The sequence below is a fragment of the Variovorax sp. Varisp41 genome, from assembly GCF_047325085.1.
In the GTDB taxonomy this organism is placed as follows: Bacteria; Pseudomonadota; Gammaproteobacteria; order Burkholderiales; family Burkholderiaceae_C; genus Variovorax.
On the sequence record NZ_CP168540.1, the window covers coordinates 2,367,700 to 2,379,678 of the forward strand.

An 11,979-nucleotide genomic window follows, 5' to 3' on the forward strand; every position below is an offset into this window, starting at 1 on the left:
AAGGCTGGAGGGGATCGAAGCGCGATGCGATTCACTTTATCTTTTGCAAAAGATAAACGCAAGGCATTTAAGATAGGTACCAACCCGCTGCCGCGCGATGCACCAAGACGCATCGCGAACGCACGCAAATCGCCATCGAAAGGACGCCATGCAGCACAAGGACGATGCATCGAAGAGCCCGCCGCGACCCCGCGGTGCCAAGGCGCGCGAAGCGCTCGAGGTTCCCGCGCCCAAGGCCTTGCAACCCGCGACCGGCGGCGACCTCGTCGAGCGCGGCATCCGGCAGTGGCGCACCGAGCGGCCCGACATCGACAGCAGCGGCAAGGCGGTGGTCGGCCGGCTGCTGCGGCTCGAGGAGGTGGTGCTGCGCACCATCAACGCGGTGCTGCAGCCCTTCGGCATCAAGTACCAGGAGTACGCGGTGCTCGCGACCTTGCGCGTGGCCGGCGCGCCCTACCGGCTGTCGCCCTCGCGGCTGCAGAGCACGCTGCTGTTCACCTCGGGCGGGCTGTCGAACCTGCTCAAGCGGCTCGAGCAGGAAGGGCTGGTCAAGCGCTCGATCCATCCCGACGACGGCCGCGGCGTGCTGGTGAAGCTCACGGCCAAGGGCATGCGGCTGGCCGACGAGACGATGCCCAAGCACGCCGCCGCCGAGCTGCATCTGCTGCGCATGTTCGACACCGGCCAGCGCGAGGCGCTCGCCGGCCTGCTGAGCCAGATGATGACGGGCAATGCGCCCGAGACCGGCCCCGAGCCGGGCTGAAACCTCAGAGCAGACCGAGCGTCATCGCCTTCAGGGTCGCGGCCGCGCGCGTGGTGCAGCCGAGCTTGCGGAAGATGTTCTCGAGGTGCGCGCGCACCGTGCTCGGGCTGATGCCGAGCGTGCGCGCCGCCTCCTTGTTGCTCTCGCCGAGGCTGATGCGGCCCAGCACCTCGACCTCGCGCGACGAGAGCAAGGCATTGGCTTCGCCCTCCGCGGCAGGCGTCTTCGCGGCCACCGACTCTCGCCCCGTCAACGCGGCGACGGCGGCCGCATCGAGCCGGCCCTGCTCCGCCTCGCGACGCAGCTGCGCCTGCGCCTCCGCGGCCGCCAGCGCGGGCCGGCCCGGCGCGCCCGTGTGCAGCAGCACCCAGTGCACCGCCGCGGCCAGCACGCGCTCGGCCGTGCCGATCGCCGCGCCCTTCACGCCGCGGAAGAAGCCCGAGCCATCGAGCCGCTCGTCGACGAAGGAAGCGATCTCGGCCTCGGCCCGCAAGGTCTCGATGCGGCGTGCGGCGCGTTCGGTCCAGTAGGGCACGAGGCGCAGCCGCTCCTTGTCGGCCTCGCTGCGCAGCCTGGGCGAATCCCAGACCGCGTTCGGCACCGAGGCACGGCCGATGCCATGGATCAGCGCGGCGCGCCGCACCTGCTCGCAGGCCGCGGCATCGAGCCCCAGGCCAGCGGCGCAGGCGGCGGCCGCTTCGGCCACGCGGCGCGAGAAGCCGGTCATCCACGGCAGCTTGAGATCGATCACGTCGGCGATCAGCTCGAGCGGCGCCACCGCATCGCGCAGCGCGCCCTCGGGCGCCTGCAGGTCGGCCGCGGCGCCCTGGTCGAGCGCGTGCAGCCAGTCGACCGCGTGCTGCCGCGCGACCTGGACCAGCGCCGCGGGATAGCGCCCGTCGGCGCGCTCGGCGATCTGGCGCAGCGCGCTCTGCAGGCCATGCGTGCGCGAGAAGATCTCGAGATCGCCCGCGAGCGTGGCCAGGTACACCGCCTCCGGAATATGCGGCGCGGCCAGGCCCGCGGGTTTGCCGCTGCCGTCGAAGTTCTCGAACATGTGGCGCAGCGGCCGCTCGACCGCCTCGGGCAGGCCGAGGAAGCGCGCGATCTCGCCCGACACCTCGCAATGGATCTCGGCCAGCGAGCCGACCGTGCCCGCGAAGGCCGCGGCCTCGCGCGCCGAGGCCGTCGCGAGCATCGCGCGGCGCCCGCCGACGTCGTCGCCGAGCAGGTCGGAGAACTCGGGCGCATTGGCGGTGCAGCCCGACCAGCGCAGCAGCGCGACGCAGGCCGCGTGGCCCTGCGCCACCTCGTCCCGGCCCATCGCCTGTGCCAGCCGCGCGGCGATCCAGGCCACGCGCGCCGAGTGGTCGATGGGCTGGCCCATGCTGAGGTCGCCGACGAAGGCGAGCGCCTTGATGGCATCGAAGAGCGGGACGTGGGCGATGGGCTGCAAGGCAATGGATCCGGTAGACGGCGGGGCGCCGGCACCTTACTTCGACTGGCGCACGGCGTCCAGGATCACCTCGGCCACCTTCGCGGGCTGCGACTGCTGCGGCACGTGGCTGGTGTTCAGCGTGGTCACGTGCGCGCCGATGCGCTTGGCCATGTCGCGCTGCAGCGCGGGATGGATCATGTGGTCGGAACTGCTCACGATGTACCACGAGGGCTTGGTCTTCCAGGCGGCGGCCGACACCTTCTGCTCGAAGGCCTTGGCCTGGATCGGGCCCTGCGTCACGGCCATCACGCGCGTGGTCGCGGCCGGCAGGTCCTGCGCGAAATGCTGGCTCATGCCCTCGGGCGTGAGGCGCAGGAAGCCCGAGGCATCGGCCGCGATGTGCGCGAAGCCGGGCGGCGCGGGATAGTCCTTGCCGAGCTCGCCCGAGTTCTGGCCCGCGTCGGGCGCGAAGGCCGCCACGTAGACCAGCGAGGCGACCTTGTCGTTGCCGCCGGCCTCGGTGATCACGGTGCCGCCCCACGAGTGGCCGACCAGCACCACCTTGCCGGGCTGGGCATCGATGGCGCGCCTGGCGGCGGCCACGTCGTCCTCGAGCGAGGTCAGCGGGTTCTGCACCGAGACGACGTTGACGCCCTTGGCCTGCAGCAGCGGGATCACCTTGGCCCAGTCGGAGCCATCGGCGAAGGCGCCGTGCACCAGCACCACGCTGGGCGATGCGTTGGCGGCGGCGGCCGCGGTCGGGCCCGCCGCGCTGGCGGCCGTGACGGAGAACGAGAGGCCGACGGCCAGGGCGGCGGCGGCGAGTTGGAGGCGTTGGAAGTGCTTCATGAGAGGGTCTTGGCAAGGGAGTGACGGGAGCCGCTACTGTCGGCCGGGACGCCTTTTCGCGCCATTGGACGAATGTCCGATCGCGCCCGGCTTCCCTTCTCGCACCCTCAGAACTTGTAGTTCAGCGTCGCCACCGCATGGCGCGGCGTGCCCGCGAAGGCCTGCCCGTCGATGTTGACGTTGTAGCGCTTGTCGAACAGGTTCTCGATGTTGAGCTGCAGCGACAGCTGAGGCGAGACCGCGTAGCGCGCCATCAGGCTGAAGACGGCGCGCGAGCCCTGCGTGTAGCGCATGTCGACGTCGCCCACGCTGAACGGGTAGTACACGCGGTTCTGCCAGTTGAGGCCACCGCCGACCGTGAGCTGGTGCCAGCGGCCCGGCAGCCGGTAGGTGGTGAACAGCGTGGCCAGCGTGGTCGGCATGGTGGGGTTGATGCGGTCGCCGCTGCCCTCGCGCCCGAGCGTGCGCGCGATGCCTGCGTTGACCTGCCAGCCCTCGGCCAGCTCGCCCGACAGCTGCAGCTCGATGCCCTTGGTGACGACGCCGCGCGCGCCGTAGTAGGCGCCATCGGTCGAGCCGGGCACGAGGCGGGTGCCGTCGCGCTGCGCCACGTTCTCCTGCTCGGAGCGGAACAGCGCGAGCGAGCTGTTCAGCCTGCCGTTCAGGTGTTCGCCCTTGAGGCCGATCTCGTAGCTCTTGCCGGTCACCGGGTCGAGGTACCTGCCGCTGGTGTCGCGGTAGTTCTGCGGCTGGAAGATGTCGGTGTAGCTCGCGTAGACCGAGTAGTGCTCGCCCAGGTCGTAGACCAGGCCCGCATAGGGCGTCAGCACTTCGTGGCGGCGCGTGGTCCGGTCGTCGGCCGTGAGGCGGGTGGCGCGCCAGTCGTTCTGGCGCGCGCCGAGGATGAACTTGAGCGAATCGGTGACCGAGAAGCGCGCGGCGCCGTAGTAGCCGGTCTGGCGCAGCTTGTCGATGCCCGACACCTTGAGTTCGCCCCAGCTCGGCTCGGGATAGCCGCCGTTCCAGAGGTAGAAATTGCCGACCTCGGGCAGCGCGCTCAGGCGCACGTGGTTGGCCTGCACGTAGCGCGACTGGGTGTTGCTCAGGCCCAGCACCAGCTCGTGCCGGCGCCCCAGCAGCTCGAACGGGCCGGTGGCCTGCAGGTCGAGGCTGTTCTGGCGGAATTCGTGCTCGAAGTAGCCAGGTAGCGAGCCCAGCCCCGTGCCGGTGAGGCGGTCGAGGTCGCCGAACAGGTAGAGCAGCTTGGCGTTCTGCTTGCTATGGCGGTGCGAGGCATTGGCCTTGAGCTTCCAGCCGTTGCCGAAGGCGTGCGTGAGGTTCGCGAACAGCGTGGTGTTGGTCGCGTCCCAGTGGGTCCAGGGCGTGCCGATGCTCTTCGAAGCGGCCCAGTTCGCGGGGCCGCCGTCGCCGAAGGTCAGCGGCAGGCCGCCCCAGGTCGATCCGTTCGGGCGGCTGGCCTGGGAGTCGATGCCCACGCTCAGCGAGGTGTCGGGCGTGAGGTCGGCATCGACCACGCCATACAGCACGTGCTTGCGGCCCTGGTAGCGCTCGAGGAAGGAGTCGCGGTCCTCGGTCATGCCGATGACGCGGGCGCGCACGCGGCCGTCCTCGGTCAGCGGGGTCGAGAGGTCGACGGTGCCGCGGCGCAGGTTCCACGAGCCCAGCGCCAGCGAGGCGCTGCCGGCGAACACCTTGCTGTCGGCATGCTTGCGCACCAGGTTGACCGAGGCCGAGGGATTGCCGGCGCCGGTCAGCAGGCCGGTAGCGCCGCGCACGATCTCGATGCGGTCGTACAGCACCGGGTCGTTGTTGGAGGCGCCGAAGAAGTCGGTGGTGACCGTGGTCGGCACGCCGTCGTACTGGTAGTTGTCGATGTAGAAGCCGCGCGCGTAGAGGTCGGTGCGGTCGCTGTCGGAGCTGACCGCGAACACGCCGGTGACGCTCTTCATGGCCTGCCCGAGCGAGAGCAGGTTCTGGTCCTCGATCTGCTGGCGCGTGAGCACGGTGACCGACTGCGGCGTTTCGCGCGGCGACAGCGCCAGGCCGGTGGCCGCGGCGGTGGCGCGCGTGGTGTACGAGCCGGTGCCCTCGGTGGTGCCGCTGCGGTCGGCCTCGGCAGTGACGGTGACCGGTGCCAGCGTGGGGCCGGCTGCATCGCTCGCGGTGCCGGCCGCGGCCGGACGCAGCACATAGGCGCCGCCCGCGCCGCCGGCGGCCTCGAGCCCCGAGCCCGCGAGCAGGCGAGCGAAGGCTTCGCGCACGCCATGGCTGCCCTGCAGGCCAGGCGATCGCTTGTCCCGCACCAGGGCCGGCGGCATCGTGAGGCTCAGGCCCGCGGCGGCGGCGAAGCTGGAGAGCGCGTCGTCGAGCGGGCCGGCGGCGATGCTGTAGCTCCTGGGCTGTTCGGCCTGGGCCGTGGCGTCGGCGCCTTGCGCCTGGGCCGCGGTGCCGCCGGCGGCGCAGGCCATGGCGAGCAAGGCGCCATGCACCGCGCGCGCGATGCGGGAATCGAAGAAAAACGGAGGGCGACGGGCCATGAGGAGAGATCTCGCAAGAAGGTGTGAAGTGGCTGTTCCTCAAGGCTTCACACGCGAGAAGAAGAAAAGGGACACGGCGCGGCGGATTTTTTTGCCGGCCGGCCCGGCGCGCTCGCGCGCCCTCAGTCGCAGGCCGGTGCCACCGTCACCCAATAGCGCGTGCGCGACAGCACCTGCACCGGCAGGGCCTGCGGCAGGCTGTCGAGCACGGGCGTGGTGTCGCGCAACTGGAAGACGCCCGAAACGCGCAGCTCGGCCACCGCCGGGTCGCAATGCAGCACCCCGGGCCGGTAGCGGCCGAGCTCGGCGAGGAAGTCGTGCAAACGCATGTTCTTCACGCGCAGCACGCCGCGCGACCAGTCGTCGGCCCCGGGATCGAGCGCGCGCGACGCATCGACCGCCGAGGCGGAGAAGCCGGCCTGCTCGCCGGCGCGCACCACCACCGCGAGACCCTGCGCATCGTCGGGCCGGACCTCGACCGCGCCCTCGAGCACGCCCACGTGGCTGCGCCGGTCCTCGTGCTGCCGCACCACGAAGCGCGTGCCCAGCGCGTGCAGCCGTCCCTGCGCGGTCTCGACCACGAAGGGGCGATAGGCGGGGTCGCCGGCGGGCACGCGGTCGGGCGCGGTGTCGACCAGGATCTCGCCCGCGCGCAGGCGCACCCGCCGCAGCGTGGCGTCGTAGGCCACGTCGATCGCCGTCGCGGTGTTGAGCTGGATGCGCGTGCCGTCGGGCAGGCGCACCTCGCGCCGCTCGCCGGTGGCGGTGCGGTGGTCGGCCAGCCATTCGCGCGCCGCCGAGGCGCGCCACGCGACCCAGCCGGCGGGTACGGCGGCCAGCAGCAGCGCCAGCGCCTTGACCGCGGCGCGGCGGTCGGCCCGCACCGTGCGTCCCAGCGCGGGCATCGCGAGCGCGCCCGGCAGCAGGCCGAACTTGCGGCTCACCTGCTCGGCGCGCTGCCAGGCGTCTTCATGGGCCGGATCGGCCGCGCGCCATTGCGTCCAGCGCGCGCGCTCGGTGGCCGTGGCCTCGCCCGACTGCAGCAGCAGGAAGCCCTGGGCGGCCTCCGTGGCGACGGCCTTGTCGACCACCGGATGTCTCACGCCACCAGCACGATGCAGTGCGCCATCGCCTCGGCCATGTAGCGCTTCACCGTGCGCTCGCTCAGGCCCAGCCGCGTCGCGATCTCGGCATAGCCCAGCCCTTCGAGCTGCGCCATCAGGAAGGCCTGCCGCACCGCTGGCGCGAGGCCGTCGAGCATCGCGTCGATCTCCTGCAGCGTCTCGAGAATGATCGCCTGCTGCTCGGGCGATGGCGCCAGCGGCTCGGGCATCGCGCCCAGCGCGTCGAGGTAGGCCTGCTCGAGCGAGCGCCGCCGGTACAGGTTCGCAAGCAGGCGCTTGGCGACGACCGTCAGGTAGGCACGCGGCTCGCGCAGCTGCCAGTCGCCCTGCTTCTCGGGCGTGTGGTCGGGCGCGGCGAGGATGCGAAGGAAGGTGTCCTGCGCCAGGTCCGCGGCATCGAAGGAATTGCCCAGCCTGCCGCGCAGCCAGCCCAGCAGCCAACCGTGGTGGCCGCGGTAGAGGGCGTGGACATGTGCATGGGGGTGCGGGTGAAGGGCGGAATCGGCGTTCATTCTTCCGAACGGCGTGCGGGGATCGCGGCCTCATGAATAAGAATTGTTCTCATCTTAGTCGATCGGGCGATGGCGGCAGTATCAGGCGACACCTGTCTCACACCCGCAACGAAAGCAAACACCGAGCGCTGTAGACCTTGCACTTATTCGTCTTACATTTTGTGTATTAGTGTTACTTATTACCTAAGTCATAAGACCGGCGTCTCGCCCTCCTCCAAATGGAGGCTGTAACGGTCATTGGAGCCTCCCTCTAAAGGTGTAAGCTCAATGTAGGAACCAGCCTACGACCTGTTGGTCAACGACCGATTCAGCAGGCCGTTCAAAAACACACAAGACTTACATTCGACCCAGATTGCGCACCGTCGAGTGCATCGCGAGCGGGTCACGGGGAATTCGAATTGCACGCCGATCTAGCGCTCAAGATGATGGCGGACCTGTTCATGACGGGCCTGCTGATCTGCCTGCCCTTGCTGGGCCTGACCATGCTCGTCGGCGTGGTCATCAGCGTGCTTCAGGTGGTGACGCAGGTGCAGGAAATGTCGCTGACCTTCGTCCCCAAGCTGTTCACGGCGGGTGCCGTGCTGGTCGTCGCGGGGCCGTGGATGCTGCGCAAGCTCACGCAGTTCACGACGAACCTCTGGAACAGCATCCCGGCGATGTTCTGAGCGCGACCGCCGCCCGCCTTCCTCCTTCGCCTCGGCCCACAGTTCCATGAACGCAGCGAGCTCGCTGCCCGACGCGATGGTCTCCGGACTCGGTAGCGGCTGGCTGATTTCCACCGGTCTCCTGAGCCTGCGCGTGGCCGCCACCTTCCTCATGACACCCGTCTTCTACGCGGTGCCTTTGCCCACCACGGTCCGTGCGCTGCTGCTGCTGTCGCTGGCCGTCGCGCTGGCGGCCGGCCTTCCCGCCTCGAACGCGAGCTGGAACGGCTGGAGTGCGCTGCTCGCCTCCGCCCTGGCCGAGGTCGCGCTCGGCGCCACGCTGGGCCTGGGCATCCTGCTCGCCTTCGGCGCGTTCTCGGTGGCCGGCCAGTTGCTCGACGTGCAGCTCGGCTTCGGCATCGCGCAGGTGTTCGATCCCGTCACCCAGCGCCCCACGCCGATCCTGACCACCGCCTTCAATTACCTGGCCGTGCTGGTGTTCTTCGTGCTCAACGGCCATCACGCGCTGCTGCGCGGCCTGGGTTTCAGCATCGAGCGCTTTCCGGTCGGCGCCTCCTGGTCGGTGGCCCATGCGGCCCTGCCCGTGCTCAAGCAGGCGGCCGGGCTCTTCACGCTCGGCTTCGCGCTCGCCGCGCCGGTGGTCTTCTGCATCCTGCTGGTCGAATTCGTGCTGGGCGTGGTCGGGCGCAACCTGCCGCAGATGAACATGTTCGCGATGGGCATCCCGGTGAAGATCATCGCGGGACTGCTCGCGCTGTCGCTCTGGTTCACGGGCATCGGCGGCGTGATGACGCGCGTCTACGCGGGCATCGCCACGAGCTGGGACCAGATGTTCGCCGCCGCGCCAGCCGCTCCCGGAGGAGCACGCTGATGGCCGAGCAGGATCTGGACCGCAACCAGGCGGCCACGCCCTACAAGCTGCAGCGCGCGCGCGAGCGCGGGCAGGTGGCCAAGAGCGTGGACATGGTGTCGGCGATGGTGTTCTTCGCCGCGGTGGTCTACCTCACCTGGCGTGGCTTCGGCGTGGCGGCCGAGCAGTTCCGCTTCGACCAGGCGCTGCTGATCCATGCCAGCCGCATGGACGCGGCCGGCGTCGGCCTCTGGCCGACCATCGAGCGCGCGCTGCGCGCGGGGCTGATGATCATGGCGCCGTTCTTCGCGGTGGCGATGCTGGCGGCCGTGCTCGGCAACCTGATGCAGACCGGCCCGGTGTTCTCGTTCGAGCCGGTGAAGATGGACTTCTCCCGCGTCAGCCCGGTCACCGGCCTCAAGCGGCTGTTCTCGATGCGCGTGCTGTTCGACACGGCGCGCGCCGTCATCAAGCTCGTGCTGCTCACGCTGGTCGCGGTGCTGAGCCTGCGCGCGCTGACCGACCAGTTCTACGCCCTGGCCTCGCTCGCACCCATCGGCTACCTGCGCATGCTGATCGACGACCTCTCCAGCGTGGGCCTCAAGATGGCCCTGGTGCTGGGCCTGATCGCGCTGGTCGACTGGATGTACACGCGCCACGAGTTCGCGAAGAAGATGCGCATGAGCCAGCGCGAGCTCAAGGACGAGGTCAAAAACCGCGAAGGCGATCCGCGCATCCGCGCGCGCCTGAAGGAACTGCGCCGCGAGATGCTCAAGCGCAGCCAGGCGCTGAGCCAGACCCGCAATGCCGACGTGCTGATCACCAACCCCACGCACGTGGCGGTGGCGCTCAAGTACGAACACGGGCGCATGGTCTCGCCGCAGCTGCTGGCCAAGGGCACCGGCCACATGGCGGCCGCGATGCGCGAGATCGCGGCGCGGCACCGGATCCCGGTGGTGCAGAACCCCGCGCTCGCGCGCCGCATCTACCGCGAACTGCCGGTCAATCAGCCGGTGCCGCCCGAGCTCTACGCGCAGGTCGCGCGCATCATCGTCTGGGTGTTCGCGATGCGCGAACAACAACAGCAACGGCAGGCCGGCACCGCGGCGGGAGGCCGGCCATGAACGCCCTGGGCCGCATCCTCGGCAAGAACAGCGACATCGCGCTGGTGGCGCTGGTGCTCGGCGTGCTGGTGGTGCTGTTCGCGCCCATTCCCAGCGGGCTGCTCGACTTCCTGATCCTGAGCAACTTCAGCTTCGCCTTCCTGGTGCTGCTCTTGACCTTCTACATGGCGCGGCCGGTGGAGTTCTCCACCTTCCCCTCGCTGCTGCTGATCGCCACCTTGTTCCGGCTGTCGCTCAACGTGGCGGCCACGCGGCTGATCCTGTCCGACGGCGACGCGGGCCGCGTGATCGGCGCGATCGGCGCCTTCGTGGTCGGCGGCAACTACGTGATCGGGCTGATCGTGTTCCTGATCCTGATCGTGGTGCAGTACGTGGTCGTGACCAGCGGCGCGCAGCGCGTCTCCGAGGTCGCGGCGCGTTTCACGCTCGACAGCATGCCCGGTCAGCAGATGAGCATCGATGCCGACCTCAACATGGGCTTCATCGACCAGGCCGAGGCGCAGCGCCGGCGCAAGAACCTCGAGAAGGAAGCGGGCTTCTACGGCGCGATGGACGGCGCCAGCAAGTTCGTCAAGGGCGACGCGATCGCCGGCATCATCATCCTGCTGATCAACATCATCGGCGGCCTGGTGATCGGCGTGATGCAGCACGGCATGCCCTGGGGCCAGGCACTGCAGACCTACACGCTGCTGACCATCGGCGACGGCATCGTGACCCAGGTGCCGGCGCTGGTCATCGCGGTGGGCACCGGCATCATCGTCACGCGCTCCTCGTCCGACGCCAACCTGAGCCGCGAGGCGCTGCGCCAGGTCGGCTCTTTCCCGAAGACGCTGCTGCTGGTGTCGATGGCGCTCGGCGGCCTGCTGCTGCTGCCGGGCATTCCGGCGCTGCCCACGCTGGCGCTCACGGCCTGCTTCCTGCTGGCCGCCACGCTGCTCTACCGCTTCGCCAAGGCCAAGGATGCTGCCGCCACGCAGCCCGCGGCGGGCGGCGACGCGGCCCTCGATGCCATCGGTACCGACGGCGACGGCGCGCCGGCCGCCAGCACCGACGATCCCTATGCGCTGCTGCGCGTCGAGCCGATCGAGATCCACCTCGGCAGCAACTGGGTGCCGCTGATCAACCAGCCCGGCAGCGTGTTCATGGAACGCATCGGCACCTTCCGCAAGCAGCATGCGCAGGAGTTCGGCCTGGTGCTGCCGCGCGTGCGCTTCAAGGATTCGGCGCGGCTGTCGGCCGACCGCTACGAGATCCACCTCGACGGCGTGGTGGTCGGCAAGGGCGAGGCGCGCGCCGACCGGCTGCTGGCGATCCATCCCGCGGGCGACACCAGGTCGATCCCGGGCGAACCCACGCGCGACCCGACCTACGGCCTGCCCGCGCTGTGGATCGAGGAAGGCCAGCGCGAGGCCGCGAGCCAGGCCAAGTTCACGCTGGTCGATGCCGCCACCGTCTTCATGACGCACCTGACCGAGATGCTGCGGCGCGAGTCGGCCACGCTGCTGACGCGCGCCGAGGTCGATCGGCTGCTCGCGCGCGTGCGCCAGAGCCAGCCGGGCCTGGTCGAGGAACTGATCCCGACCGTGCTGTCCTCGAGCGACGTGCAGAAGGTGCTGCAGAACCTGCTGCGCGAGAAGGTCTCGATCCGGCACATCGAGGCCATCCTCGAGACGCTGGCCGATGCCGGGCGCACCACGCGCGACGCCCACCTGCTGACGGAGATGGTGCGCCAGCGCCTCGGCCACGCCATCTGCCAGGGCCTGCTGGGCGAGGCCACCTCGCTGCAGGTGCTCACGCTCGACCCCGCGATCGAGAGCCAGTTCCTGCAGAGCATCCAGGTCGCGAGCGAAGGCGGCGGCGCGCAGCCCTTCGTGCTCGATCCGCGGCTGTCGGAACAGCTCGTGAAGCGGCTGGTGCAGCACGCCGAACGCATGATGAAGAGCAACCTGCTGCCCGTGCTGCTGTGCGCGCCCGAGCTGCGCCGCCACGTGCGCGCGCTGTCCGAGCGCGTGATGCCGCATCTGCGCGTGCTGTCCATGACGGAAGTGCCGCACACCATCGAGCTGAAGTCCTTCGGCATCGTTCAACTCTGAGAC

10 protein-coding genes are annotated in these 11,979 nt (G+C 69.9%); 5 read left to right on the plus strand and 5 right to left on the minus strand.

Annotated elements, in window-relative coordinates; all coding sequences use genetic code 11:
• Positions 1-148: 148 nt before the first annotated feature.
• Complete coding sequence (locus ACEN9J_RS11150) at positions 149-763, plus strand: MarR family winged helix-turn-helix transcriptional regulator (RefSeq protein ID WP_413764080.1); 615 nt, start codon at positions 149-151, stop codon at positions 761-763.
• Between the two features lie 4 nt (positions 764-767).
• Here ACEN9J_RS11150 and ACEN9J_RS11155 read toward each other — a convergent pair whose 3' ends face one another.
• From ACEN9J_RS11155 to ACEN9J_RS11175, 5 genes are all read right to left on the minus strand, one after another.
• The gene (locus tag ACEN9J_RS11155) at positions 768-2,219 is read right to left on the minus strand and encodes an HD domain-containing phosphohydrolase (protein WP_413764081.1); all 1,452 of its coding nucleotides are present in this window, start codon (positions 2,217-2,219) and stop codon (positions 768-770) included.
• 36 nt (positions 2,220-2,255) lie between these two features.
• Positions 2,256-3,050: an alpha/beta fold hydrolase gene (locus ACEN9J_RS11160; protein WP_413764082.1), complete on the minus strand. Its 795-nt coding sequence runs from the start codon at positions 3,048-3,050 to the stop codon at positions 2,256-2,258.
• Between the two features lie 107 nt (positions 3,051-3,157).
• Positions 3,158-5,608, minus strand: a complete 2,451-nt coding sequence (gene fhuE / locus ACEN9J_RS11165) for a ferric-rhodotorulic acid/ferric-coprogen receptor FhuE (protein WP_413764083.1) — start codon at positions 5,606-5,608, stop codon at positions 3,158-3,160.
• Positions 5,609-5,730: 122 nt separating this feature from the next.
• A complete protein-coding gene (locus tag ACEN9J_RS11170) occupies positions 5,731-6,699 on the minus strand; it encodes a FecR domain-containing protein (RefSeq protein ID WP_413764084.1) in 969 nt (322 codons plus the stop codon).
• Between the two features lie 8 nt (positions 6,700-6,707).
• Positions 6,708-7,244 carry a sigma-70 family RNA polymerase sigma factor gene (locus ACEN9J_RS11175; protein ID WP_413764085.1) on the minus strand — a complete coding sequence of 179 codons (537 nt, stop codon included), beginning with the start codon at positions 7,242-7,244 and terminating at the stop codon, positions 6,708-6,710.
• Between the two features lie 398 nt (positions 7,245-7,642).
• Here ACEN9J_RS11175 and ACEN9J_RS11180 point away from each other — a divergent pair, with 398 nt between their 5' ends.
• Genes ACEN9J_RS11180 through flhA form a run of 4 tightly spaced genes read left to right on the plus strand, consistent with a single transcriptional unit; the run spans position 7,643 to position 11,976 of the window.
• Complete coding sequence (locus ACEN9J_RS11180; RefSeq protein WP_256222543.1) at positions 7,643-7,909, plus strand: flagellar biosynthetic protein FliQ; 267 nt, start codon at positions 7,643-7,645, stop codon at positions 7,907-7,909.
• Between the two features lie 46 nt (positions 7,910-7,955).
• Positions 7,956-8,780 carry a flagellar biosynthetic protein FliR gene (locus ACEN9J_RS11185; RefSeq protein ID WP_413764086.1) on the plus strand — a complete coding sequence of 275 codons (825 nt, stop codon included), beginning with the start codon at positions 7,956-7,958 and terminating at the stop codon, positions 8,778-8,780.
• Complete coding sequence (locus ACEN9J_RS11190) at positions 8,780-9,883, plus strand: flagellar biosynthesis protein FlhB (protein ID WP_413764087.1); 1,104 nt, start codon at positions 8,780-8,782, stop codon at positions 9,881-9,883. Before ACEN9J_RS11185 ends, ACEN9J_RS11190 begins: the two co-directional genes overlap by 1 nt.
• Complete coding sequence (flhA, locus tag ACEN9J_RS11195) at positions 9,880-11,976, plus strand: flagellar biosynthesis protein FlhA (RefSeq protein WP_413764088.1); 2,097 nt, start codon at positions 9,880-9,882, stop codon at positions 11,974-11,976. The genes ACEN9J_RS11190 and flhA overlap by 4 nt, the downstream gene beginning before the upstream one ends.
• Positions 11,977-11,979: the final 3 nt, after the last annotated feature.